The organism is Amycolatopsis sp. NPDC051061 (assembly GCF_040682935.1).
Classification (GTDB): Bacteria; Actinomycetota; Actinomycetes; order Mycobacteriales; family Pseudonocardiaceae; genus Amycolatopsis.
Genome location: NZ_JBFBBZ010000015.1, coordinates 89072 through 112041, shown reverse-complemented (window position 1 = coordinate 112041; position 22970 = coordinate 89072). Strand labels below are relative to the sequence as shown.

Below are 22970 nucleotides of genomic sequence, written 5' to 3'. Positions count from 1 at the left end.
CGTGGACATCTCGTTTTCGTTCGTCTTCACGCCCGAAATGGCGAAGCAGTCGTTTCGCGCCTGTCACCCGAGCGCCCCGGTGGCCCGGTGGCTGCCCGCCGGGATCTACGTGGTGCTCGGCGTGCTGGCGCTGGCCGAAGCTCTCCGGGACTCGGCGCCGGACCCGGTCGGGCTCGCCGTCGGCGGCGTGGTCCTCCTGCTGGGCCTCGGCTGGCCGGTCATCCAGGCGCGGCGGATCAACCGGCGGTTGCGGGCCTACGCCGAGCCGGGGACGACCCGGCTCGTCCTGACCGACGCCGAGTACGCGGCCGAAGCGCCCGGGCGGACGATGACCCTGCTGTGGACGACGTTCAAGAGCGTCGCGCTGGTCCGGGGGTTCTGGGTCCTGAAGATCGAGTCCGAGGGCAAGGTGGCGTTCCCGGCGAACGCCCTCGACGCCTCGCAGACCGAAGTGTTCCGGGCGGCCATGCGCGAGAAGGGCCTGCTGGCCGGTTCAAAGGCCTAGCCACCGCCGGTAAGCCGGCAGGTCGACGTTGCTGCCGCACACGATGGTGACCACGTCGAGCCCCGCGAAACGAGCACGGTCCTCGAGGATCGCCGCGAGGCCGAGGGCCGCCGACGGCTCCACCACCAGGCCCGCGTGCTCCAGGAACAACCGCATCCCCGCGATGATCGACGCCTCTCGCACCAGGACCGCGTCGTCGGCGACGACGAGGAGGTCGCCGAGGGCCTCCGGGATGGGGAACCGGCCCGCGACGCCGTCGGCGATCGTGTCGGCCGAGTCCGTCGTGACGACGCGCCGCTCGCGCCAGGACAAGGTCATCGCCGGTGCGCCCGCCGGCTGGACGGTGCGCACCGACGTCCCGGGGGCGAGGCTCCGCATGACGTGACCGACCCCGGTGGCCAGCGCCCCGCCGCCGAGCGCGATGAGGACCGCGTCGAACGGTCCGGCGTCCGCCAGCTCCAGGCCGATCGTCGCCGCGCCTTCGCAGGTCTCGACGTCCAGGCTGTCCTCGACCAGCCGCACGTCCCGCTCCTTCGCGAGGGCCGCTGCCCGCTCGCGAGCCAGCTCGAAGTCGCCGTCCACCAGCTCCAGTTCGGCGCCGAGCGCCCGGATGCGCTCGAGCTTGGCCGCGGGCGCGAACCGCGACGCGACGACGGTGACGTCGATCCCGCGCGCTCGTCCGGACAGGGCGAGGGCCTGGCCGAGGTTGCCGGCGCTGGCGCACACGGCGGCCCGTTCGCCGCGCTCGGCGAGACCGGTCACGACGAGTTCGGTGCCGCGGCCTTTGAAGCTGCGGACGGGGTTCGCGGTCTCGAGCTTGATGCTCACCCGGCAGCCGAGCTCGCGGTCCAGGGGTTCGCAGCGGTAGAGCGGGCTGTCGAGGAAGACCGGGTCGATCACCCGGCGGGCGGCCCGGATCCGGTCGAGGTCGAGGCGCGTTTCCGGCACGGTTCCGGAGCATAGTCACCGTGCGGGGTTCGCCGGGCGCGTCAGCCCGCGAGCGCCGGTTCGCGGGTCTCGACCGCCCAGCGGGTCAGCCGCGGGAGGGGCGCGACCGCGACCAGGAACACCGCCGCGACCAGCACCCACCCCAGCGCACCCAGGCCGCCGACCGCGAGGGTGAACACCGCCGGGCCGACCATCTGGACCGTCGCCGTGGCCGCTTCGCTCGCCCCTTGATAAGCCCCCTTCGCCTCTTCGCGCATGAGCCGCACCGACAAGCCCCAATTCGCGGCGACGTAACTCAGCTCGCCCACGACGTGCAGCACCGCGGCGAGCACCACCACCGTCACCGCGCCCGCTCCCGCGCCGCCGGACGTCGTCGCCAGCAGCAGGCAGCTCGCCGCGAGCACCACGCCGGACACCACCGCGGTCCGCGCCGCCCGGGTCGCGGTGCGCCCGAACCGGGCGAACGGCACCTGGAACACCGCGATGCCCACCGAGCTGAGCACGACCACGAGCCCGCCCAGCCCCAGCGGCAGCCGCGTCGAGCCGGACAGCCACAGCGGCAGCCCGGTCGACAACATCCCCCAGCACAGGGACAGCACCGCGGTGACCCCGGCGACGCACAGGTACGGCCGGTCGCGCAGCACCGCCCGGGCGCCGGATCGCCGCGAGGGGACCGCGGCGGGCTCGGGCACCAGCAGCGTCGTGCCCGCCAAGACCAGGAAGCTCACCACGTTGCCCGCGATGGCCCAGGTGTACGCCCATGGCGCGTCGGCCGTCAGCACGAGCGCCCCGAGACCGGCGCCGGCCGCGTACCCGACGTGCTGCGCGACCCGCTGCTGCGCCAGCACGCGCATCCGGCGCGCCGGGTCGGCGACCAGCCCGGTGACCAGTGCCGTCCGGACCGCGGTCCCGCCGGTGGCCAGCGCGGTGAACGGCACCGTCACGGCCAGGAACGACCAGGTCCCGTCCACCGCCAGGTAGGCGGCCATCGCCGCGGCGCGCACCAGCGTCACCACGACCAGCACCGCCCGGGCGCCGGCGCGGTCCGCGAACGCGCCCAGCGGCACCGCCGCGGCCATGCCGACGGCGCTCGCCACCGCCATCCCCGCACCCACCGTCACCGGGGGCAGCCCGAGAATCCGGGTGAAGTACAGCGCCCAGATCGTGAACCACAGGCCGTCGCCGAGCGCGGACACCCCGCGGCCCCACAAAAGACTTCTCATGCACTCACCCTTCACGAGAACCTGAATGGTAAGCACGACACTCATCATTCAGCAAGGCGTGAAGGGTGCTAAACTCGCGCCGTGAGCGGAATGGTCGAACCCGGAAACGCCGTCCAGGGCGCGATCGTCGGGCTGACGCGGGAGCTGGCCGACCCGGTGCGGCTCACCGCGCTGCAGCTCCTGGCCGCGGAAGGCCCGCACACCATGGTGCAGCTGGCCGACGCGCTGGGCGTCACCGCGCCGCGGCTGGGCAACCACCTGGCGCGGCTGCGGGCCGCCGGGCTGGTGACGGTCGAGCACGCCGGGCGCCACGCGCTCTACCGCGTCGGCCGCGACGACCTCCTGCCGGTGCTCACCGCGCTGGCCCGCTACGGCGGCAACGACTCCGTCACCCCGCCGCGGCCGACGGAGTCCACTGTGGACATCGCGCACACGTGCTACGACCACACCGCCGGCCGGCTCGGGGTCGCGGTGTTCGCGATGCTCGTCGACCGCGGCGCGCTGCGGCCCCCCGACGGCTCGGCGGCCGACCTGACCCTCGGCGGCGACGTCTCGGCGTTCCACGACCTCGGCGTCGACCCGGCCACGGTGCACCCCGGCCGCCGCCGGCTCGCGACCGCGTGCCTGGACCGGACCAACCGCGTCCCGCACCTCGGCGGCGTTCTCGGCCACGAGGTGCTGGACGCGCTCCTCGCGGCCGGCTTGGTCCGGCGCGGCGGCGGGGACCGCGAGCTGACCATCACCCCGCGCGGCAGCCGGCGGCTGGGCGCGCTGGTGCCCGGCTTCTGATCAAGAGACCGGGCCGTATTTCCGCAGCCACTCACCGTCTCCTACTCTCGAACATCCCAAGGGGAGTGAAGGGGATCGGATGAACGAGCCGAAAAGGGCCAGGCGGCACCTGGTCGTCTGCTGCGACGGTACGTGGAACACGCCCGACCAGCAGCAACAGGGCCGGCCGGCGCCGACGAACGTCGCGCGGCTGCACCACACCGTGGCGAACCTCGACACCCAGCCGCGGTACTACCACCCCGGCGTCGGCACCGGGACCGGGCTGCTCGACCACCTCGAAGGCGGACTGGTCGGCAAGGGCCTCTCGGAGAACATCAAGAGCGCCTACGGCTGGCTCGCGCGCACCTACTCCCCCGGCGACGCGATCCACCTCTTCGGGTTCAGCCGCGGCGCGTTCACCGTCCGCAGCCTCGGCGGCATGATCAGCCGGTGCGGCCTGCCGGCGGACCTCAAAACCGCCGGTTCCACCGAGTTCTGGGCCGAGGTCGACCGGCTCTTCACCACCGTTTACCGGAAAGAGGCCGGCGAGGCCGCCGACCCGGTCCCGATCGAGTTCCTCGGCGTCTGGGACACCGTCGGCTCGCTCGGCATCCCGGACTGGCTCGGCCCGCTCAAGCTCGTCGAAGACCACGTCGGGCACCTGCCCCGGTTCCACGACACCAAGCTCGGCGAGCACGTCAAGCACGCCCGTCAGGCCCTGGCCATCGACGAGATGCGCGGCCCGTTCATGCCGACCCTGTGGTCGAACCTGCACGAGGTGACCGGCGACCGCACGGCCAAGCAGGTCTGGTTCCCCGGCGACCACTGCGACGTCGGCGGCGGCCACGACCGCACCGGCCTGTCCGACGCCGCCCTGCGGTGGATGATCGACGAGTGCCGCGCGGCCGTGCCGGACCTGGTCTTCGACGACGCGATGTACCAGCAGATCGCGCCGGACGCCCGGGACGTGCTGCACAACTCGCTCCAGAGCGTGTACACGGTCCTGTGCCCGGCGCCGCGCGCCTTCCCGTTCATCACCGCCGGTTCCGCCGACATCGCCCCGTCCGCCGTCGACCGGCAGGCGACGCCGCCGATCACCACGGGCACCTACCGCGAAGGGCGCCGCCTCGAAGCCGGCGAGTCGGCGACGGTCGACGTCTACGCCGGGAAGCCGTGGAACTGGACGGGGATCTACCTCGAGCCCGGCGAGTACGAGTTCGGCGCCGAAGGGACCTGGCTGGACGGGAAGATCGCGCACCACCCGGACGGCACCGAGGCGGACGCCCGGCTGGACCTCCAGGACCTGCTGCAGGCGCTGGCGACGACATCGGCCTGGCTCCAGACCCAGCTCGCCCGGCTCAACGACGCCCAGGCCCGCTCCTTCGGCGGCCGCCGCTGCGAAGACGCGAAGTGGATGACGCTCATCGGTGCGGTGGCGGCCCGCGACCTCGACGCCCAGGACGTGCAGCAGCCGTACGAGGCGTTCCCGATCGGCGGCCGGCTGGAAAGGTGGACCAACCGGAAGCCGGGCTACTTCCACGCTTTCGCCAACGACAGCTGGCTGGGGTACTCGGGCAACCGAGGTTCGCTACGGCTGACCGTCAAGCGACTCGGCTGACCGCGCCGGCACCTTCTCCTCGACGTCGTGCAGCGGAACTCCCTTGCGGTCGCGCACGAAGAAGCTCGCCACCAGCCCGATCAGCGTCATGCCCGCCAGGTACGCGCACACCGAGTACACCGTGCCGGTGCTCGACTGCAGCGCCTCCGCGATCGTCGGGGCGAAGGCGCCGCCGAGCACCGCACCGATCGCGTACGACAACGCCGCGCCGCTGTACCGCACGCGCGTCGGATACATCTCCGCGTACAACGCCGCCTGGGGGCCGTAGGTGAACCCGAGGCCGACCGAGAACAACACCAGCGCAAGCACCAGCAGGCCCACGTTCGCCGTGTCGAGCAGGGCGAAGAACGGCACCATCCACACCAGCTGGACGGCGAAGCCGATGCGGTACACCGTGAGCCGGCCGAGACGGTCGGCGAGGTGGCCGCCCACCAGCGTGCTCACCAGCCACGCCACCGCCGAGATCATCACCGCGACCAGCACCGCGGACCGGTCCAGGTGCAGGTTCTTCGTCGCGTACGACTGCACGTACCCGCCGGTCGTCATGTAGCCCACGGCGTTGTTCGCCGCGAACAGCAGGGCGCCGAGGACGACGAGCGTCCCGTGGTGGCGCAGCAGCGGCACCAGCGGCAGGCTCGACCGGCCGCGCGTCCGGCGGACCTCCTCGAACACCGGGCTCTCCGCGACGCGGCTGCGGATCACGAACCCGGCGATGATGAGCACGAAGCTCAGCAGGAACGGGATGCGCCAGCCCCACGCCAGGAACTGCGCCGGCGTCGTGACCGCGGCCGCCAGCGCGAGCGCGCCGTTGGCCAGCAACAGCCCGACCGGCACGCCGATCTGCGGGAACGCGCCGTACAGCCCGCGCCGGTCGGCCGGGGCGTGCTCGACGGCGAGCAGGGCCGCGCCACCCCACTCGCCGCCCGCCGAGAGTCCCTGCACGATCCGCAGCAGCACCAGCAAGATCGGGGCCGCCACCCCGATCGACGCGGTCGTGGGCACCAGGCCGATCAGCACGGTCGAGACGCCCATCAGCAGCAGCGTCGCGATGAGCATCGCCCGCCGGCCGAGCCGGTCGCCCAGGTGCCCGGCGACGATCGCGCCGATCGGCCGGAAGAAGAAGCTGATGCCGACGGTCGCGAACGACAGGATCAGCGCGTCCTTCCCCAGCGCGGAGAAGTACTGCGTGGCGAAGACCAGCCCGGCCGAGATGGCGTAGACGAAGAAGTCGTACCACTCGATGGTCGTGCCGGCCATCGCGGCGAGGACGACCCGGCGGTGTTCACGATCGATGCCTCTCGCCATGACAGCTCCCTCGGTGCCTGCGGTGGGTGGCGAGGATCGTATATGGTTTCCGATATGATCGGCAAGCCCGTCAGGCCCAGGTGGTTGTCGCGACGAAGTCCTCGAACGACCGCGGCGGCCGGCCGAGAGCTCGCTCGACGCCGTCTTCGAGGTCGGCGCCCCGGCCGTCGCGGAGGTCCGTCAGCAGGCCGGTGAGCAGCCTTGCCACGTTTCCCGGGACGCCGTAAGCGGTTTGCCGCTCGATGAACGCTTCGGGGTCGACGTCGAGGTAGTCGATCTTCCGCCCGGCGGCCCGGGCGATCAGTTCGACCGCTTCGCCGAAGCCGACCGCCCGCGGACCGGTCAGTGCGTAGACCTCGCCGTGGTGCCGGTCGTCGGTCAACGCCGCCACGGCGACCTCGGCGATGTCCTCGGCGTCGACGAACGGAGTGCGTCCCTCCCCGGTCGGCAGGGTCAGCACGCCGTCGCGGATTCCTTGCGCCCACGGGCCTTCGCTGAAGTTCTGCGCGAACCAGTTCGGGTGCAGGATGGTCCAGCCGACACCGGATTCGCGGACGGCCCGCTCGGTCGCGTGCAGCGGATGGCCCTCCTCGCCGGCGCGCGGCGCGGACAGCAGCACCAGCCGCCGCGCCCCCGCCGCCACCGCTTCGGTCACGAACCGCGGGAGCCGTGGTCCGGCCCGCAAGTCGGGTTCGACCAGATAGACGGCCGTGACGCCGTCCAGTGCCCAGCTCGACGGATCGCCGAGGTCGAAACCGTTGCCGCGCGAAGCAATTCGGGCACGGTCGACGCGCTGGGCGACGCGGCGGCCGGTCTTGCCGGTGCCGCCGAGGATCAGGATGCTCATGCCTTCAGGCAACCGTGGATGCACGAGACGATCCATGGGAGAAAGTCGATGGTTCCTTTGTGATCGTCTAGGGTCGGTCCATGGACGTGCTGAGCGATCTGCTGCACCGGGCCCACGCCTCGGACGCGCTGGTCCGGCAGCTGATCCAGCGGCCGCCGTGGTCGCTGACCTTCGCGGACGCCCCGCCGCTGACCATGGTGGCCACGCTCGGCGGGCACGCGTTCCTCGGCCTCGGATCCGGGCCACCGGTTCGCCTGGCCGCCGGGGACATCGCGCTGATCAAGGTGCCCGGCTACACGATCGCCGACGACCCGGCCACCGCGCCCCAGGTCGTGATCCGGGGCGGGCGGAAATATCCGATCACCGGCACCGGAGAGGTGAGTCCCCGGGCGCCGCGCACCTACGGCGACGGTTCACCCGGTGCCACGACGATGTTGCGGGGCGCGTACGAACTCCACGGCGTCGTCGCCGGACGGCTGCTGGACATGCTCCCGCCGCTGGCCGTCGTGCCCGCCGGGCCGCGGACCGGGGCGGCTCTCGACCTGCTGGCCGCCGAAGTCGCCCGCGACGAGCCGGGCCAGGACGCCGTGCTGCGCCGTCTGCTGGACCTCGTGCTCGTGCTGGCCTTGCGGGCGTGGTGCGCCTCGGAAGCGCCGCCGGCCTGGTTCCGGGCGCTGGACGACGCCGGCGTCGGGGAAGCCCTGCGCCTGCTGCACGCCGAGCCCGCCCGCCGGTGGACGGTCGCGGCGCTGGCCGCCCGGGCCGGGCTGTCCCGGGCGGCGTTCGCCGCGCGGTTCGCGCACCTCGTCGGCGAGCCGCCGCTGACGTACCTCACGGGCTGGCGGATGACCTTGGCCGCGGATCTGTTGCGCGACACCGAAGACAGCGTCGCCGCGGTGGCGAAGGCGGTCGGCTACGAAGACCCGTTCGCCTTCAGCGTGGCGTTCAAACGCAACCGCGGCGCCAGCCCCTCGGACTGGCGCCGCGGTCGCGAGAACGTCATTTCGTGAGCGTCGCCGGGTCGCTCGTGCTCGGCCGGCCCGTCTCCCCGTGCCCCGCCGAGCGGCGCAGGAACTTCGCGTCACGGTCCGACGAAACCGAAACGTCGTACCAGTTGTTGCTGCGCCGCGTGTCCACGTGCTCGACGACCCGCGCACCGGGCCGCAGCTGGTGGGTCGACGAGCACCGCCCGTACGCGTCCGACACCGTCAGCCGCGCCGTCGTGGTGCCGCTGTTGGTCAGGACCAGCGTCAGTTCCCCGCCTTCCTGGCGCACACTCACCTCAGGCCCGGCGACGCCGCCGCGGAACTGCCGCACGAACCCGTTGGGCCCGTAGACCGTGTAGTCGTAAGCCCCGGAAGCGGGCAAGGCGGCCGACAGGGACTTGCCGGCGCCGGCCGTGTACGTCCGCGGCTCACCCGACGGCGTCACGACGTAGAACGTCGCACCCGCGCGGCCGTGGTTGGCGAACGTGACGGTCAGAGTGCCGCCCGCCAGCCGGGCGTCCGCCGACAGGTCGTACGGCAGCGCCCGCGCCGGCCGCAGCCCGCGTTCCTGCTTCGGCAGCACGTTGTGGGCGGGCACCGCGGGCACGTAGTCCGGGTGCCGCACGCGGTCCGGCGGCTCGTAGCCGGCCGTGTCCGGCAGCGCGGGCACGCGCACGTCGGTGCGGGCGAAGTCGAACGCCGACGTCAGGTCGCCGCACACCGAGCGCCGCCACGCCGAGATGTTCGGCTCCTGCACGCCGAAGCGCCGTTCGAGGAACCGGATGATCGACGTGTGGTCGAACGTCTCCGAGCACACGTAGCCGCCCTTGCTCCACGGCGAGACCACGAGCATCGGGACGCGCTGGCCGAGCCCGTACGGGCCCGCCGGGTTCGACGCCGAGCCCGCGAAGATCTCCCCGGTCGTGTCCACAGTGGACTGTTCGGCCGTGGCGTACGGCGGGACCACGTGGTCGAAGAAGCCGTCGTTCTCGTCGTAGGTGATGAACAGTGCGGTCTTGCTCCAGACCTCCGGGTTCGACGTCAGCGCGTCGAGCACCTGCGCGATGTACCAGGCACCGTAGTTCGTCGGCCAGTTCGGGTGCTCGCAGAAGGCTTCCGGCGCGGTGATCCACGAAACCTGCGGCAGCTTCCCCGCCTTGACGTCGGCGCGCAGCTGGTCGAAGTAGCCGTCGCCCGCCTTCGCGTTCGTGCCGGTGCGGGCCTTTTCGTACAGCGCGTCACCGGGCTTGGCGTTGCGGTAGGAGTCGAAGTACAGCAACGAGTTGTCGCCGTAGTTGCCGCGGTAGGCGTCTTCGATCCAGCCCCAGCCGCCGGCGGCGTCGAGGCCGTCCCCGACGTCCTGGTAGATCTTCCAGGAGACCCCGGCCTTCTCGAGCCGCTCCGGGTAGGTCGTCCAGGAGTAGCCCTTCTCGTCGTTTCCGAGGACCGGGCCGCCGCCCTGGCCGTCGTTGCCCGTGTAGCCCGTCCACATGTAGTAGCGGTTCGGGTCGGTCGAGCCCATGAACGAGCAGTGGTAGGCGTCGCAGATCGTGAACGCGTCGGCCAGCGCGTAGTGGAACGGGATGTCCTCGCGCGTCAGGTACGCCATCGTGGTCGAGCCCTTCGCGGGCACCCACTTGTCGTACTTGCCGCCGTTCCACGCCGCGTGCGTGTCGTTCCAGCCGTGCGGCAGGTCCTGGATGAACTGCAGGCCCAGGTTGTCCGCTTCGGGGTGGAACGGCAAGATGTCGCGCTTGCCGTCCGACTGCGCCCAGACGGACTTGCCGGAAGCCGGCGTCGCCGGCCGCGGGTCGCCGAAGCCCCGGACGCCGCGCAGCGTGCCGAAGTAGTGGTCGAACGACCGGTTCTCCTGCATGAGGACCACGACGTGCTCGATGTCCGTCAAGGACCCGGTACGCCGGTGGGCGGGGATTTCGGCGGCGCGCGCGATGCTGGTCGAGAGGGCGGAAAGGGCGGCGGTGCCGCCGGCCAGCTGCAGGAAACGCCGTCGGTTGACGTCCGTCATGGGGACTCCGGGGGTGTCGTGGTGGAGAGCCGGGTCAGTATGTGCGGGACTTCGAGAACCTGTGCCGGGCCCGAGGCTAACGCCGGGCGAAACCCTGGTAAACGACTGCGGTCGGACATGATCTTGACACGAATACGGAAGTACGTACTAATGTAGTACTTCACTATGAACGACTTCGCCAAAGACCCCGACGACCGCCTCTACTCCCCCGACGTCCGCGGCGCGCTGGCCGAGTTCACCCGCGGCGAGGACACCGGCGTGCTCGAAGCCGCCGCGGCCGTCCGCACCGCCGCGCGGAGCCTCGACCAGCTGCGCTCCCACGGCACCGACAGCCGCGGCCTCAGCCCCGGCGCCCTCGACCTCCTCATCCGGCTCAGCGGCTCGCAAGCGAACATCAAGGACCTCGCCGCGTCCGCCGGGGTCAGCTCGCGCAACGTCACCGGCCTGGTCGACACCCTGGAGCGCGCCGGGCACGCGGTGCGGGTCCCCGACCCGCGCGACCGGCGGTCCGTGCTGGTCCGGATCACCGACGACGGCCGGACGTGGCTCGAGGAGTTCCGCCGTCCGTCGCAGCTGGCCATGGCGGCGCTCTTCCGCGGCTTCACCGCCGCCGAGACGACCCAGCTGCGGCACCTCTGCCTGCGCCTCGCCGAGAACCAGCAGCACCTCGCCCGCCACCTGGAGGCCCGATGACCACCCGCGACACCGTCCTGACGTACTCCCGCGCCCGCTTCGCCGGCGACGTGACCACCGCCGCCGCGCAGCTCGCCGGCACGTTCACGTTCCGCAGCCCGCTGATCGGCTCCGACGACGCCCGCGGCCACCTCGCCGGGCTCGGCGGGTTCGTCAGCGTGGTCACCGGCGTCGACATGCTCAGCGAGCTGTACGGCGAGTCGGAGGCCACGCTCGTGTACGACGTGCACACGGCGACGCCGGTCGGGACTCAGCGCACGGCCGAGCACTTCCGGCTGCGGGACGGGAAGATCACGGCAATCACGTTGATCTTCGACGCGACGCCGTGGCACCCGGTCATGGCGGCGGCCGGTCTCTGACAGCGGCGCCGGCGCGCGCCTTCCGCCGCGTCTCGGGCCGGCCGCGACGAGAGAGGAACAGCGGCACCCGCCCGACTGCCCGGATCATGGTCGCGGGCTGAGCTCGAACACGGGCGGGGCACCGCCGCGCCCGGAATACCCGGTTCGCGGCCCCGCAAACTCAGCCCGCGCGCAGTGCGTAACGGCGTTCGGCGTAGGCGAGGTCGTCCCGCCACAGGCGGGTCGCCGTGTGGCGCACTAGCGGGCGGATCGCCGGGGCCAGCTTCGCGGCGACGGCGAACCCGCGCCGCTCGGACGCCGCGATCGTCGCCTCGATGACCGCCGTGCGCGGGCGGCCGCCGGGGCCCGGGCCGAGCGGGGTCGCGTGCGTCTCGACGACGCTGCCGACGCCTTCGCCCTCGACGATGCGCATCACCACTGTGCGCGGCTCGGGGCAGGTGAACTCCGCCAGGACCGGGACGCCCCAGCGGCCGGCGAGCCGGAAGGTGACCTCCACGAGGAACCGGTCGTCGGCGTCGGCCACGTCGATCCCCTGCGGCGCTTCGAGCACCCGCAGGCGGCTGAACGAGTACGGGTGGAACCAGGCGCCGTGCCACGGGTCGAGGCGGTTCGCGACGACGTCCTCGGGTTCGCACGTCCCGGTCACCGTCGCGACGGCGTCGATGCGGGCCGCGCCACCGGGGCGGGCCGGCACCACCGGCTGCTCGGTCGGCGGCTCCCCGCCGACGCGGTCGAGGCGCGCCCAGACGAGCACGCCGTCATCGTGCGCCGGCACCGGTGACCACGTCCCGCGCTTCGAGCCGTCGATGCGCAGTCCGTGCCACCGGCAGACGAGACCGCCGCCGTCGACCCGCGCGTCGGCGAGCGGCGCGCCCAGGTGCGGGCAGGCACCCGGCCCGATCCGGACTTCGCCGTGACCGTCGCGCCACGCGACGAGCTCCCGGCCGCCCACGGTGACGCCGAAGGGCCGGTCGGCGCGCACCTCCCGGCTCGCCCCGATGACGAACCAGTTGCCGGACGGCCGGGCCGAGGCGCGCTTGCCCGCCGCTTCGATCAGCGCGGGCGAGCAGTCGCGGTAGGTCGGTTCCTGCTTGGCCCACCGGGGTTCGGCGAACGGCTGGACGGGCCAGCGTCGCGGCCACCCCGCGGCGATCCGGCGGGTGACGTTCATCGGTCCATCGTGGCCGATCCGCATCGCACCCGCAACGCAGCGGGCTTTCTTGTCCACCGAGCGAATCCACGTTTACGTCAGTACAGTCCGGGTAACAGCGGAGGAGTTCCGGCGTGGTCGTCGACCCTCGCCGAGTCTGCGCATCGATTGTGCATCGCGACACGGCGAGAGGAGTCCGATGACGGCGCTTCCCACCGACGGTGCCGCCGGATCAGTGGCGTGGCTCGACGCGTTGCGCCGGCGGTGCGGGAATGACGTCCACGCCTTCGTCACCGAGCGGGTGCGGGAGCACTTCACCGGACACGCGGCGGACACCCCGGCCCCCACCGTCCTGCCGGAGTTCGTCACCGGCGGCAAGTTCTTGCGCCCGATGTTCGCCTACACCGGCTGGCGCTGCGGCGGCCCCGAGAGCGCGGCCGCCCTGCGCGCCGCGGCCAGCCTGGAGCTGTTGCACTGCTTCGCGCTGGCCCAGGACGACGTCATGGACGGCTCGGCGCGGCGGCGCGGGCGGCCGTCGATGCACGTCCGTTTCACACGGTGGCACGAAGAGCAGGGACTGAGCGGACCGGCGGCCCGGTTCGGCGAATCCGCCGCGGTGCTGATGGGCGACCTGTTCCTCGTCTGGTCCGAGCAGCTGCTGCACGAAAGCGGGCTCGACGCCGGCGCCCTCGCCCGCGGCCGGCCGGTCTACGACCTGCTGCGGTCCGAACTCGCCGTGGGCCAGCTCGGCGACCTGGTGAACGACGCCCGCGCCCGGCCGTCCTGGGCCGACGTCCTCGACGTCATCCGCCGCAAGTCCGGCAACTACACCGTCCGCCGTCCCCTGGAGTTCGGCGCCGCCCTGGCCGGCTGCCCCGAAGACGTCATCACCGCGCTCGGCACGTACGGCGGCCTGCTCGGCGAAGCGTTCCAGTTCCGCGACGACCTGCTGGGCGTGTTCGGCGAACCGGCGGTCACCGGGAAGCCCGCGGGCGACGACCTGCGCGAGCGCAAGGCGTCCAGCGTGGTCGTGCTCGCGCAGGACCTGGCCGACCGCCGGCAGCGCGCCGAGCTCACCGGCCTGCTCGCCCTGGACGAGGTGGACACTGGCGCCGTCGCCCGCTGGCGGGAGCTGATCACCGCGACCGGCGCGCGCGACCAGCTGGAGAAGTTCATCGACGACCGCGTCCGCCGCGCCCTCGAAGCGATCGACCTGGTTTCCCTGCCGCGGCAAGCGGCTTCCGCGCTCACGGTCCTCGCGAACCGCTGCACCGAGCGCGTCCGATGAGGACGGTCACCGGGCGCACCGACCGCGTCGTGGTGGTCGGGGCCGGGCTGGCCGGGCTGTCCGCCGCGCTGCACCTGGCGGGCCGGGGCCGGCACGTCACCGTCGTGGAACGCGATCCCGGCCCGGGCGGCCGGACCGGCCGGGTGGTGACCGGCGGCTACCACCTCGACACCGGGCCGACCGTGCTGACCATGCCTCTGATCCTCGCCGAGACGTTCGCCGCGGCCGGCGCGGAGCTGGCCGACCACCTCCGGCTGACGCGGCTCGACCCGGCCTACACCGCGCGCTTCGCCGACGGTTCGGTGCTGCCGGTGCACGCCGACGCGGACCGCATGACCGACGCCGTCCGCGAGTTCGCCGGCCCGGACGAAGCGGCCGGGTACCGGCGGCTGCGCGCGTGGCTGACCCGGCTGTACGCGGCGGAGTTCGACCGGTTCGTCGCGAGCAACATCGACTCGCCGCTCGGCCTGGTCTCGGGCGACCTCGCCCGGCTCGTCGCGCTCGGCGGTTTCCGGCGCCTGGACCGGAAGATCGGCGCGTTCCTGCGCGACGAGCGCCTCAAGCGGGTCTTCACCTTCCAGGCGCTCTACGCCGGCGAGTCGCCGATGCGGGCGCTCGCGCTGTACGCGGTCATCTCCTACATGGACACCGTCGGCGGCGTGTACTTCCCCGAAGGCGGGATGGCGGCGGTGCCCCGGGCCATGGCCCGCGTCGCGGAAGAGGTCGGAGTGGAGTTCCGGTTCGGCGAGGCGGCGACGGCGCTCGAACGCCGGGGCGCGCGGATCACGGCCGTCCTCTGCGGTGCCGAACGCATCCCCGGCGACGCCGTCGTCCTGACCACGGAACCGCACGAGAGCTATCGGCTGCTGGGTCGCGCACCGCGCCGCCCGATCCCGTTGCGCCCGGCGCCGTCGGCGCTGGTGCTGCACGCGGGCGGCCCCGGGGACTGGCCGGTGGGGCACCACACGATTTCGTTCGGCCACGGCTGGGCGTCGACCTTCCACGAGCTCATCACCGAGGGCAGCCGGATGAGCGACCCGTCCCTGCTGATCACCCGCCCGACGGCGACCGACCCCGGGCTGGCCCCGGCCGGACGGCAACTGTTCTCGATCCTGGCCCCGGTCCCGAACCTCCGGCGGGGACCACGGGACTGGGACAGCGAGGCGGAACCGTACGCCAAGGAGATCCTCGACCACGTCCGCGCCGACCTGCTGCCCGGCTTCGAACCCGAGGCGTGGCACGTCCTCGGCCCGGCCGACTGGGCGCGCCGCGGGATGGTCGCGGGCACGCCGTTCAGCTACGCCCATTCGTTCGTCCAAACGGGACCGTTCCGGCCCCGGAACCTCCCGCCGGGCACGGAAAACGTCGTGCTCGCGGGCGGCGGGACGGTACCCGGGGTCGGCGTGCCCACCGTGCTGCTCTCCGGGCGGCTCGCCGCCGACCGGATCACCGGGGCAGGAACCCGATGACCCGCCGCGAGCTCGACGCCGCCGGCATCACCCGCTCCGAGCTGCGCCAGGCGTACGCGCGGTGTCGCGAACTCAACGCGCGACACGGCCGCACCTACTTCCTCGCCACCCGCATGCTCACCCCCGCGCAGCGCCCCGCCGTCCACGCCCTCTACGGGTTCGCCCGGCGCCTCGACGACCTCGTCGACGAACCGGAACCCGGCGCCACGCCCGACGCGATCGCTTCGACCCTGCTCGACGTCGAAGACGAGTTCCTCAAGGAGCTCGCCGCCGGGCACAGCGACGATCCGCTGCGCACCGCCGTGATCGACACCGCGACCCGGTACGCGATTCCGGAGCCGTACTTCCGGGCGTTCTTCGCCTCGATGCGGATGGACCTCACCGTGACCGGCTACCCGACCCGCGCCGCGCTCGACGAGTACGTGCACGGTTCGGCCGAGGTCATCGGGCTGCAGGTGCTGCCCATCCTCGGCACCGTCGTCCCGCGCGCGGAGGCCGCGCCGCGCGCCGCCGCGCTCGGCAAGGCCTTCCAGCTGACCAACTTCCTGCGGGACGTCGCCGAGGACCTCGGCCGCGGCCGGGTCTACCTGCCCGCCGACGAGCTCGCCGCGGCCGGCGTCGACCACGACCGGCTCGCTTGGTGCGTCCGCACCCGCCGGATCGACCCGCCGGTGCGGCGGGCGCTCGCCGACCAGGTCGCGGCCACCCGCCGCGTCTACGCCGAGGCCCACCCGGGCATCGCCATGCTGCACCCGGTGTCGCGGCCGTGCGTCGCGACCGCGTACGTCCTCTATGGAGGGATCCTCGACCGCATCGAAGCCGCCGGCTTCAACGTCTTCGCCGGCCGGGCCCGCGTGCCCCGCCACCGGCGGCTGGTCGCGGCCTGCGACGCGCTCGTGCGGGCGCAGTGGGCCCGGCGCCGGCACCCGGCGGTGACCTGACGTGGGGCGCGGGGAGTACCTGCTCGTCCTCGGCGCGTGCGTCCTGGTGACGCTGCCGCTGGAGCTGGCCGGCGCCCGGGTGTACCGCCGCCCGGGGCGGCTGGCGCGCGCGGTGCTGCCGGTGGCCCTGGTGTTCCTGGTGTGGGACGCGCTGGCGATCGCCGCCGGCGTCTGGGACTTCGACCCGGCGTTCGTCACCGGGCTGGGCCTGCCGTTCGGGATCCCGCTCGAAGAGGTGCTCTTCTTCGTCGTGGTCCCGATCTGCGGGGTCCTGACGTACGAGGCGGTCGGCCTGACCGGGCAGCTGGTGCGGCGGCTGACCCGGCCGCTGCTCGACCGGCGGCGGGTGCGGCGCTGATGCCTTGGGGCTACACGGTTCCCGCGGTCGCCGCCGTGCTCGCGGTGGTCGCGGCGGAGGTGCTCCTCCTGCGCACCGGGCTGTTCCGGCGGGGCACGTACTGGGTCACGATGGTGATCGTCGTGGCGTTCCAGATCCCGGTCGACGGCTGGCTGACCAAGCTGTCCGCGCCGATCGTCCGCTACTCCCCCGCCGGCATCACCGGCTGGCGGTTCCCGTGGGACATCCCGGTGGAGGACTTCCTGTTCGGCTACGCCCTCGTCACCGCGGTCCTGCTCCTGTGGGAACGCGGCAAGTCGCGAAAGGACAGTGCGTGAAGGACAACGGCCTGCCCCGGGCCGAGGTGCCCGGGGCGTTCGACCACGGCGCCGCGTCGTACGACCGGCTCGTCGGGCTGAACCCCGGCTACCACCGCGACCTCCGCCTCTCGGCGCGCCGGCTCATCCGGCCGGGCCGGACCGGGTTGCGGATCCTCGACGCCGGGTGCGGCACGGGCGCGTCGACGGCCGCGCTGCTGAAGATCGCCCCGGACGCGCGCGTCACCGCGATCGACGCGTCGGGCGCGATGCTCAGCCAGGCCCGCGCGAAGTGCTGGCCGTCCACAGTGGACTTCCGGCACACCCCGGTCGAGGAACCACCCGAAGGCCCGTTCGACGCGGTCTTCGCCGCCTACCTGCTGCGCAACGTCGCCGACCCCGACGCCACCCTGCGGGCCCTACGCGGGTTGCTGCGCCCCGGCGGGCACCTCGCCCTGCACGAGTACTCCGTCCGCGACTCGCGCCGCGCCCGCTGGGTGTGGAACGCGGTGTGCGGTGCGATCGTCATCCCGCTCGGCCGGGTCACCACCGGCGACGCCACGCTCTACCGGCACCTGCGCCGCAGCGTCGTGGCCTTCGACGGCGTCGGCGATCTCTGCGACCGGCTGACCCGCGCCGGGTTCACCGACGTCCGCACCGGCACGATGCCGGGCTGGTCGCGCGGGATCGTCCACACGGTCCTGGGCACGGCGCCGTGATCGCCGGACGCGACCGCCGGGCCGAAACCCACCCCGCACCCGGCGGGCTCACCGACGCCGGGTTGCTCGGCCGCCGTCCGCGCGCGGCCGTCGTCGGGGGCGGCATCGCCGGGCTCACCGCGGCGACCGGCCTCGCCGAACGCGGGGCCGACGTCACGGTGTTCGAGCGGGAGGACTACCTGGGCGGCCGGGCCGGCGGCTGGGCCGAGCGGCTGCCGGACGGCACCGGCGTCACGATGAGCCGCGGCTTCCACGCGTTCTTCCGGCAGTACTACAACCTGCGGGCCCTGCTCTCGCGCACCGACCCGGGCCTCGACCGGCTCGTCCCGGTACCCGACTACCCGCTGCTCGACCCGCACGGGCGCACCGACACGTTCGCCGGGCTGCCGCGGACACCGCCGTTGAACGCGTTGGCGTTCGCCTTGCGCAGCCCGACCTTCCGCGCCCGCGACCTGCTGCGCCTCGACGGGAGGCAGGCGCTGCCGCTGGCGACCGTCAGCGTCCCCCGCGTCTACGAGCAGCTCGACCACCTCGACGCGGCATCGTTCCTCGGCGCGATCAACTTCCCGGAAGCGGCCCGGCACCTGGCGTTCGAGGTGTTCTCGCGCAGCTTCTTCGCCGACCCGGGCGAGCTTTCGGCGGCCGAACTGGCGACGATGTTCCACCTCTATTTCCTGGGTTCCTCCGAAGGACTGCTCTTCGACGTCCCCGCCGAGCCGTTCCCGCAGGCGCTGTGGAACCCGTTGGGCGACTACCTTTCCGGGCGGCGCGCCGACATCCGGTGCGGGACGGCCATCTCTCGTATCTCCCGCGACGCCGACGGGTTCCGGGTCGACGGCTCGCGGTTCGACGCCGTCGTGCTCGCCTGCGACGTCGCGGGTCTGCGCCGGATCGTCGCGGCGTCCCCCGGCCTGGGCACGCCGTCGTGGCGGGCGGCGATCGAAGGACTGCGCACGGCGCCCCCGTTCGTCGTCCGGCGGCTGTGGCTCGACCGGCCGGTCGCCGCGCACCGGCCGGCCTTCCTGGGCACGGGCGGCCTGCCGCCGCTGGACAACATCAGCGTCCTCGACCGGTACGAGGGCGAGGCCCGCCGCTGGGCCGGGCGCACCGGGGGGTCGGTGGTCGAGTTGCACGCGTACGCGTCCGACGGCGTGGGCCTGGACAAGCGGCTGCACGAGCTCTACCCGGAGACGGCCGATGCCCGCGTGCTGGGCGAGCTCACGGTGACGCGGGAGGACTGCCCGCTGTTCCCGGTGGGCGGGTTCTTTTCGCGGCCGGGCGTCGCGACGCCGGAGCCGGGGCTGGTCCTGGCGGGCGACGCGATCCGGATCGACCTCCCGGTGGCGTTGATGGAACGCGCGGCGACAACGGGCTGGGCGGCGGCGAACGAGCTGCTGACGGGCTGGGGTGTGGCCGGGCACCCGCTGCGCTCGGTCCCGAACCGCGGCCGCCTCCGCTGGCTGGACCGTTGGGTGGCCGGATCACGGCTTCCGCGATGACATGAAAGGGTCGTTCATGTCGGCTGACGACATGAACGACCCTTTCATGACGGTCGGGCAGGTCCGTCAGAGCCGCGAGACCTGGTAGTGGGCGATCAGCCAGGCGTCCCCGACCCGGCGCACGATCACACCGAGGTGCACCGAAATCGTCGGCCGGTCGGTGAAGGCGAAGTCCACGCTCGAATACCCGAGGAGCACGTCCTCGGCCAGCCGGCGGGTCTCGAAGATCCGGTACTCCGCCGTCATGCCGAGCGGCTGGGAGCCGTAGTACGCGGCCACGCCGTCCCGGCCCACGCTGTACGGGTGCAGGCCCTGGAAGATCGCGTCTTCGGTGAAGGACGCCGCGACCCGCTCGGGATCGTGCGCGTCGACCGCGGACTTCCACGCGTCCAGTACTCCGGTGAGGATGTCCATGACGGTCAGTGTCCCGCGCTCTGGCCGCCGTCGACGTGCAGGATCTCGCCCGTGACGAACGGCGCGCCCTCGAGGTAGACGACCGCGTCGACGATGTCGCCGGTGTCGCCGATCCGCCCGAGGGGGTGCAGGCCCGCGAGCGCGTCGTGCGTCGACTCCGGGTGCATCGGGGTGCGGATGATGCCGGGCGACACGGCGTTCACGCGGACACCCCGCGTGGCGTACTCGATCGCGAGGGACTTCGTGACCGCGTTCAGGCCGCCCTTGGTCAGCGACGCCAGCGCCGAGGGCACCGCGCTGTTCGCGTGGTCGGTGAGGCTCGTCGTGATGTTGACGACGTGCCCGCCGCCGACCTCCAGCATCGCGGCGATCGCGCGCTGGGTGACTTCGAAGAAGCCGCGCAGGTTGACGCCGGTCACGAGGTCGAAGTCGTCGCCGGTGTACTCGGTGAACGGCTTCGCGACGAAGACGCCGGCGTTGTTCACCAGCGCGTCCACGCGGCCGAACGTCGCCAGCGCCTGGTCGATCACGCGGGCGCCGACAGCCGGGTCGGCGATGTCGCCCGCGACGGCCAGGATCCCGGCGTCACCCGACGGGGCGATGGACCGCGAGTTCGCGACCACGGCGTAGCCGAGCTTGCGGTACGCCTCGACCACGGCCGCGCCGATGCCCTGTGAAGCGCCGGTGACGACCGCGACCTTCTGGGTGTTCATGGTTCCTCCTGGTGGGGTGGGCTTCCTGAGCCGAGGATGTGCCCGCCGGAACCGGTTCGCCACGACCGCTTCGCTCTCAGCTGGAAGGCCCGGACTCTCACCGCACTAAGCTCCCGGTATGGAGCTACGCCAGCTTCGGTATTTCGTGGCCGTCGCCACAGAGCTGAACTTCGGCCGGGCCGCGGAGCGGTTGCGCATCGCGGGGCCTTCGCTGTCCCAGCAGATCAAGGCGCTCGAACGCGACCTCGGTGTCCGCCTCTTCGACCGCGACCGCCGCTCCGTGACGCTCACCGAGTGCGGCGAGTCGCTGCTGCCGCGGGTCCGCGCGCTGCTGGAGCAGGCTGACGAGCTGCGCCGCTCGGCCGCGGGGATCGCCGCCCGCGAGCCGGTGCGGCTGGGGTACGTCAACTGGCACCCCGCCGACCTGCTCGACCGCGTCGCGGGTGTCGCCCACCTGCACGTCGACACGTGGGTGCTGCCCTCGCACGCCCAGCTGCGCCGGGTCGCCGACCAGAGCATCGACCTGGCGATCTGCTGGGCGCGGGCCGCCGACCTGGCCGAACACGACCTGGAAGCCCACCTGCTCGGCGCCGACCGCCTGCACGCGATCGGCGCCGGCACCGCCGAGGTGGCGGCGAAGGACGTCGTCGTGCTCGTCGACGCCGACACCGCGAGCTGGGCGTCGTGGAACGGCTACGCCGAGGAGTTCGCGAGAGTCACCGGCGCCCAGGTCGTGCACACCCACGACGGCGGCGTCACCGGTCCGGCGTTCTTCGACCACGTCCGCCGGCTGCGGCGCCCGGTGCTCAACTCGCCGAAGGGCCAGACGACGCCGGTCCCGCCGGACCTCGCGCGCCGGCCGGTGACCGGCCCGGCGCCGCTGTGGACGTGGTCGCTGGTGTCCCGCCGCGACGAAACCCGCGCGACGGTCCTGGCGACGATCGAGGCACTGGCCAAGGACGTCGACCCGCTGGACCTCGACACCGGGTGGGTCCCCGCGGACGACCCGCACGCGGCGCTCAGCCGAACGCCCGCACCGCCACGGCCTGCCAGTCTTCCCACGTCTTCAGCCGGGCCTGGTACTCCTCGGTGACCGCCGGCAGGGACTTGCCGAGGAACATCCGCAGGGGCGGGTCGGCGGCGTCGACGAGTTCGAGGACCGCGGCCCGGGTGGCGTGCGGGTCGCCGACGTCCCAGTGCCCTTCACCGGCCTCCGGGTAGTCCGGGTTCGGGATGCTCCGGCGCGAGCCCACGTCCAGCCAGTCCGTCGCATACGGACCCGGCTCCAGGTTGGTCACGTGGATGCCGAACTCCGCGACCTCCTGGGCGAGGGACTGGGAAAGGCCTTCCAGCGCCCACTTCGACGCGTGGTAGGCGCCGATGCCCGGGAACGCGACGACGCCGCCCTCGCTGGTGACCTGGATGATGTGCCCGCGGCGCTGCGCCCGCAGGATCGGCAGCGCCGCCTGCGTGACCCAGAGCGCGCCGAAGAAGTTCGTCTCGAGCTGGGCGCGGACGTCGTCTTCGCTCAGCTCCTCGACCCGGCCGAAGTGGCCGTAGCCGGCGTTGTTGACCACGACGTCCAGGCCGCCGAAGTGGTCCGCGGCGCGCCGGACCGCGGCGAACGCGGCCTCGCGGTCGGTGACGTCGAGCTCGAGCGGGAGGACCGCGTCGCCGTACCGCCGCACGAGGTCGTCGAGCCGAGCGGGGGTGCGTGCGGTCGCCGCGACCCGGTCGCCGCGGTCGAGGGCGGCCTCGGCCCAGTGGCGGCCGAAGCCCTTCGAGGATCCTGTGATGAACCAGATCATGCTTCCATGCTGAGCTTCTCGAGGCATGAGCACCAGCGATGTCTTCGCACATCTGCTGTGCGTATCACTCATGGCTAGGCTGGCGGCATGGCAGAAGTGACGCTGACCGGCCTGCGGGTGATCCGCGAAGTGGCGGCCACGGGCTCGTTCACCGCGGCGGCCGCGTCGCTCGGGTACACGCAGTCGGCCATCTCGCGGCAGGTGGCGATGATGGAAGCCGCCGCCGGCACGGCCTTGTTCGAGCGGCACGCCCGCGGGGTGCGGCCGAGCCCCGCCGGGGCACTGCTGGCCCGGCACGCGACCACCGCGCTGGCGGTCGTCGACACCGCGGAGCAGGAATTGGCCGGCCTGCGCGACCGGCTGGCGGGGCGCCTGTCGATCGGCGCCTTCCCGGCCGCGACGGCGGTCCTGGTCCCCCGGGCGCTCGCCGTCCTGCGCACCCGGCACCCCGGGCTGGCCGTCACGCTCGAGGAAGGCGCGACCCCGGCGCTGCTCGCCCGGCTCCGCGGCGGGCGCACCGAGGTCGTGGTGATCGGGGTCGGCGACGGGCTGCCCGGTTACGACCTCGCCGGCCTGCACCAGGACGTCCTGACCGAGGACGACCTGCGCGTCGCCGTCCCGGCCGGGCACCGGCTCGCCCACCGGCGGCCGGTGGACGTCGCGGACTTGCGTGACGAGACATGGATCGTCGGCCGCGGCGGGCGTGGAGAGCCGCAGTTCGGCGCGTGGCCGACGCTGGAGGAGCCCCGCGTCGGCCACGCCGTCCGCAACTGGACGACCCGGCTGGGGATGGTGGCGGCGGGGCTGGGGATCGCGCTGCTGCCGGGGGTGGCGGCCGCGTCCGTGCCGGCCGGGGTCGCGGTCGTCCCCGTCGAGGACCCGGCGTGGCGCGGCCGGGCCGCGGTCGTGGTCACCCGGCCGGGCCGTTCGGCGGGCGCCACCGCGGTGGTCGACGCCCTCCGGGAGCAGGCGGCCGAGCTGCGCGGCTGAGCACCACCGGGGGAAGAAACCTGCCCTCCCGGGACTGCTGCTGTGCA

General features: G+C 73.1%; 24 protein-coding genes. 15 read left to right on the top strand and 9 right to left on the bottom strand.

Annotated features, from left to right (window positions below; genetic code table 11):
- The first annotated feature begins 1 nt into the window (after position 1).
- Complete coding sequence (locus AB0N03_RS21825; protein ID WP_364374519.1) at positions 2-505, top strand: hypothetical protein; 504 nt, start codon at positions 2-4, stop codon at positions 503-505.
- Here AB0N03_RS21825 and AB0N03_RS21820 read toward each other — a convergent pair.
- Both AB0N03_RS21820 and AB0N03_RS21815 read right to left on the bottom strand, forming a co-directional pair.
- Positions 494-1453, bottom strand: a complete 960-nt coding sequence (locus tag AB0N03_RS21820) for a pyridoxal-phosphate dependent enzyme (protein ID WP_364374516.1) — start codon at positions 1451-1453, stop codon at positions 494-496. The genes AB0N03_RS21825 and AB0N03_RS21820 overlap by 12 nt on opposite strands.
- Before the next feature lie 41 nt (positions 1454-1494).
- The gene (locus AB0N03_RS21815; protein WP_364374513.1) at positions 1495-2676 is read right to left on the bottom strand and encodes an MFS transporter; all 1182 of its coding nucleotides are present in this window, start codon (positions 2674-2676) and stop codon (positions 1495-1497) included.
- 90 nt (positions 2677-2766) lie between these two features.
- On the opposite strand from AB0N03_RS21815, the gene AB0N03_RS21810 reads away from it, so the two are divergent.
- Both AB0N03_RS21810 and AB0N03_RS21805 read left to right on the top strand, forming a co-directional pair.
- Positions 2767-3465 carry a helix-turn-helix transcriptional regulator gene (locus AB0N03_RS21810; RefSeq protein WP_364374788.1) on the top strand — a complete coding sequence of 233 codons (699 nt, stop codon included), beginning with the start codon at positions 2767-2769 and terminating at the stop codon, positions 3463-3465.
- Positions 3466-3544: 79 nt separating this feature from the next.
- Complete coding sequence (locus AB0N03_RS21805) at positions 3545-5062, top strand: DUF2235 domain-containing protein (protein ID WP_364374510.1); 1518 nt, start codon at positions 3545-3547, stop codon at positions 5060-5062.
- Here the strand turns inward: AB0N03_RS21805 and AB0N03_RS21800 are convergent.
- Positions 5033-6367, bottom strand: coding sequence for an MFS transporter (locus AB0N03_RS21800; RefSeq protein ID WP_364374507.1), 1335 nt, complete (start codon positions 6365-6367; stop codon positions 5033-5035). The two genes, AB0N03_RS21805 and AB0N03_RS21800, sit on opposite strands and share 30 nt — an antisense overlap.
- A 70-nt stretch (positions 6368-6437) precedes the next feature.
- The gene (locus AB0N03_RS21795) at positions 6438-7214 is read right to left on the bottom strand and encodes an NmrA family NAD(P)-binding protein (protein ID WP_364374504.1); all 777 of its coding nucleotides are present in this window, start codon (positions 7212-7214) and stop codon (positions 6438-6440) included.
- A gap of 80 nt (positions 7215-7294) precedes the next feature.
- Between AB0N03_RS21795 and AB0N03_RS21790 the strand changes: the two genes are divergently transcribed.
- On the top strand, positions 7295-8224 hold the full coding sequence (locus AB0N03_RS21790) for an AraC family transcriptional regulator (protein WP_364374501.1): 930 nt from the start codon (positions 7295-7297) through the stop codon (positions 8222-8224).
- On the opposite strand, the gene AB0N03_RS21785 is transcribed toward AB0N03_RS21790, so the two are convergent.
- Positions 8214-10226: a phosphocholine-specific phospholipase C gene (locus tag AB0N03_RS21785; protein WP_364374498.1), complete on the bottom strand. Its 2013-nt coding sequence runs from the start codon at positions 10224-10226 to the stop codon at positions 8214-8216. The genes AB0N03_RS21790 and AB0N03_RS21785 overlap by 11 nt on opposite strands.
- A gap of 165 nt (positions 10227-10391) precedes the next feature.
- Between AB0N03_RS21785 and AB0N03_RS21780 the strand changes: the two genes are divergently transcribed.
- Together AB0N03_RS21780 and AB0N03_RS21775 are read left to right on the top strand one after the other, a co-directional pair.
- Positions 10392-10919, top strand: a complete 528-nt coding sequence (locus tag AB0N03_RS21780) for a MarR family transcriptional regulator (RefSeq protein ID WP_364374495.1) — start codon at positions 10392-10394, stop codon at positions 10917-10919.
- Positions 10916-11278, top strand: a complete 363-nt coding sequence (locus AB0N03_RS21775; protein ID WP_364374493.1) for a hypothetical protein — start codon at positions 10916-10918, stop codon at positions 11276-11278. The genes AB0N03_RS21780 and AB0N03_RS21775 overlap by 4 nt, the downstream gene beginning before the upstream one ends.
- Before the next feature lie 160 nt (positions 11279-11438).
- Here AB0N03_RS21775 and AB0N03_RS21770 read toward each other — a convergent pair whose 3' ends face one another.
- Positions 11439-12449, bottom strand: a complete 1011-nt coding sequence (locus AB0N03_RS21770) for a DUF5914 domain-containing protein (protein ID WP_364374490.1) — start codon at positions 12447-12449, stop codon at positions 11439-11441.
- A gap of 178 nt (positions 12450-12627) precedes the next feature.
- Here AB0N03_RS21770 and AB0N03_RS21765 point away from each other — a divergent pair, with 178 nt between their 5' ends.
- Genes AB0N03_RS21765 through AB0N03_RS21735 form a run of 7 tightly spaced genes read left to right on the top strand, consistent with a single transcriptional unit; the run spans position 12628 to position 18998 of the window.
- Positions 12628-13716: a polyprenyl synthetase family protein gene (locus tag AB0N03_RS21765; protein ID WP_364374487.1), complete on the top strand. Its 1089-nt coding sequence runs from the start codon at positions 12628-12630 to the stop codon at positions 13714-13716.
- Positions 13713-15185 carry a phytoene desaturase family protein gene (crtI, locus tag AB0N03_RS21760; protein ID WP_364374484.1) on the top strand — a complete coding sequence of 491 codons (1473 nt, stop codon included), beginning with the start codon at positions 13713-13715 and terminating at the stop codon, positions 15183-15185. The genes AB0N03_RS21765 and crtI overlap by 4 nt, the downstream gene beginning before the upstream one ends.
- Positions 15182-16126, top strand: a complete 945-nt coding sequence (locus AB0N03_RS21755; protein ID WP_364374481.1) for a phytoene/squalene synthase family protein — start codon at positions 15182-15184, stop codon at positions 16124-16126. Before crtI ends, AB0N03_RS21755 begins: the two co-directional genes overlap by 4 nt.
- A gap of 1 nt (position 16127) precedes the next feature.
- Entirely contained in the window at positions 16128-16484 is a 357-nt protein-coding gene (locus AB0N03_RS21750; RefSeq protein ID WP_364374478.1) for a lycopene cyclase domain-containing protein, read from the top strand.
- Complete coding sequence (locus AB0N03_RS21745; RefSeq protein WP_364374785.1) at positions 16481-16801, top strand: lycopene cyclase domain-containing protein; 321 nt, start codon at positions 16481-16483, stop codon at positions 16799-16801. The genes AB0N03_RS21750 and AB0N03_RS21745 overlap by 4 nt, the downstream gene beginning before the upstream one ends.
- Complete coding sequence (locus tag AB0N03_RS21740) at positions 16798-17499, top strand: class I SAM-dependent methyltransferase (protein WP_364374475.1); 702 nt, start codon at positions 16798-16800, stop codon at positions 17497-17499. The genes AB0N03_RS21745 and AB0N03_RS21740 overlap by 4 nt, the downstream gene beginning before the upstream one ends.
- Positions 17496-18998, top strand: a complete 1503-nt coding sequence (locus tag AB0N03_RS21735) for an FAD-dependent oxidoreductase (protein ID WP_364374472.1) — start codon at positions 17496-17498, stop codon at positions 18996-18998. The genes AB0N03_RS21740 and AB0N03_RS21735 overlap by 4 nt, the downstream gene beginning before the upstream one ends.
- A gap of 66 nt (positions 18999-19064) precedes the next feature.
- Here AB0N03_RS21735 and AB0N03_RS21730 read toward each other — a convergent pair whose 3' ends face one another.
- Both AB0N03_RS21730 and AB0N03_RS21725 read right to left on the bottom strand, forming a co-directional pair.
- A complete protein-coding gene (locus tag AB0N03_RS21730; RefSeq protein ID WP_364374469.1) occupies positions 19065-19412 on the bottom strand; it encodes an SgcJ/EcaC family oxidoreductase in 348 nt (115 codons plus the stop codon).
- A 5-nt stretch (positions 19413-19417) separates the two neighbouring features.
- The gene (locus tag AB0N03_RS21725; protein ID WP_364374466.1) at positions 19418-20125 is read right to left on the bottom strand and encodes an SDR family oxidoreductase; all 708 of its coding nucleotides are present in this window, start codon (positions 20123-20125) and stop codon (positions 19418-19420) included.
- Positions 20126-20243: 118 nt separating this feature from the next.
- Between AB0N03_RS21725 and AB0N03_RS21720 the strand changes: the two genes are divergently transcribed.
- A complete protein-coding gene (locus AB0N03_RS21720) occupies positions 20244-21218 on the top strand; it encodes a LysR family transcriptional regulator (RefSeq protein WP_364374463.1) in 975 nt (324 codons plus the stop codon).
- Here the strand turns inward: AB0N03_RS21720 and AB0N03_RS21715 are convergent.
- Positions 21145-21933: an SDR family NAD(P)-dependent oxidoreductase gene (locus AB0N03_RS21715; RefSeq protein ID WP_364374460.1), complete on the bottom strand. Its 789-nt coding sequence runs from the start codon at positions 21931-21933 to the stop codon at positions 21145-21147. The two genes, AB0N03_RS21720 and AB0N03_RS21715, sit on opposite strands and share 74 nt — an antisense overlap.
- An 87-nt stretch (positions 21934-22020) precedes the next feature.
- Here AB0N03_RS21715 and AB0N03_RS21710 point away from each other — a divergent pair, with 87 nt between their 5' ends.
- Positions 22021-22923, top strand: coding sequence for a LysR family transcriptional regulator (locus tag AB0N03_RS21710; protein ID WP_364374457.1), 903 nt, complete (start codon positions 22021-22023; stop codon positions 22921-22923).
- Positions 22924-22970: the final 47 nt, after the last annotated feature.

What these genes read in the sequence shown, in the direction of transcription:
- AB0N03_RS21815 (WP_364374513.1), bottom strand. Translation starts at nt 2,676, where the DNA reads ATGAGAAGTCTTTTGTGGGGCCGCGGGGTGTCCGCGCTCGGCGACGGC.
- AB0N03_RS21810 (WP_364374788.1), top strand. Translation starts at nt 2,767, where the DNA reads ATGGTCGAACCCGGAAACGCCGTCCAGGGCGCGATCGTCGGGCTGACG.
- AB0N03_RS21805 (WP_364374510.1), top strand. Translation starts at nt 3,545, where the DNA reads ATGAACGAGCCGAAAAGGGCCAGGCGGCACCTGGTCGTCTGCTGCGAC.
- AB0N03_RS21800 (WP_364374507.1), bottom strand. Translation starts at nt 6,367, where the DNA reads ATGGCGAGAGGCATCGATCGTGAACACCGCCGGGTCGTCCTCGCCGCG.
- AB0N03_RS21795 (WP_364374504.1), bottom strand. Translation starts at nt 7,214, where the DNA reads ATGAGCATCCTGATCCTCGGCGGCACCGGCAAGACCGGCCGCCGCGTC.
- AB0N03_RS21790 (WP_364374501.1), top strand. Translation starts at nt 7,295, where the DNA reads ATGGACGTGCTGAGCGATCTGCTGCACCGGGCCCACGCCTCGGACGCG.
- AB0N03_RS21785 (WP_364374498.1), bottom strand. Translation starts at nt 10,226, where the DNA reads ATGACGGACGTCAACCGACGGCGTTTCCTGCAGCTGGCCGGCGGCACC.
- AB0N03_RS21780 (WP_364374495.1), top strand. Translation starts at nt 10,392, where the DNA reads ATGAACGACTTCGCCAAAGACCCCGACGACCGCCTCTACTCCCCCGAC.
- AB0N03_RS21775 (WP_364374493.1), top strand. Translation starts at nt 10,916, where the DNA reads ATGACCACCCGCGACACCGTCCTGACGTACTCCCGCGCCCGCTTCGCC.
- AB0N03_RS21770 (WP_364374490.1), bottom strand. Translation starts at nt 12,449, where the DNA reads ATGAACGTCACCCGCCGGATCGCCGCGGGGTGGCCGCGACGCTGGCCC.
- AB0N03_RS21765 (WP_364374487.1), top strand. Translation starts at nt 12,628, where the DNA reads ATGACGGCGCTTCCCACCGACGGTGCCGCCGGATCAGTGGCGTGGCTC.
- crtI (WP_364374484.1), top strand. Translation starts at nt 13,713, where the DNA reads ATGAGGACGGTCACCGGGCGCACCGACCGCGTCGTGGTGGTCGGGGCC.
- AB0N03_RS21755 (WP_364374481.1), top strand. Translation starts at nt 15,182, where the DNA reads ATGACCCGCCGCGAGCTCGACGCCGCCGGCATCACCCGCTCCGAGCTG.
- AB0N03_RS21730 (WP_364374469.1), bottom strand. Translation starts at nt 19,412, where the DNA reads ATGGACATCCTCACCGGAGTACTGGACGCGTGGAAGTCCGCGGTCGAC.
- AB0N03_RS21725 (WP_364374466.1), bottom strand. Translation starts at nt 20,125, where the DNA reads ATGAACACCCAGAAGGTCGCGGTCGTCACCGGCGCTTCACAGGGCATC.
- AB0N03_RS21720 (WP_364374463.1), top strand. Translation starts at nt 20,244, where the DNA reads ATGGAGCTACGCCAGCTTCGGTATTTCGTGGCCGTCGCCACAGAGCTG.
- AB0N03_RS21715 (WP_364374460.1), bottom strand. Translation starts at nt 21,933, where the DNA reads ATGATCTGGTTCATCACAGGATCCTCGAAGGGCTTCGGCCGCCACTGG.
- AB0N03_RS21710 (WP_364374457.1), top strand. Translation starts at nt 22,021, where the DNA reads ATGGCAGAAGTGACGCTGACCGGCCTGCGGGTGATCCGCGAAGTGGCG.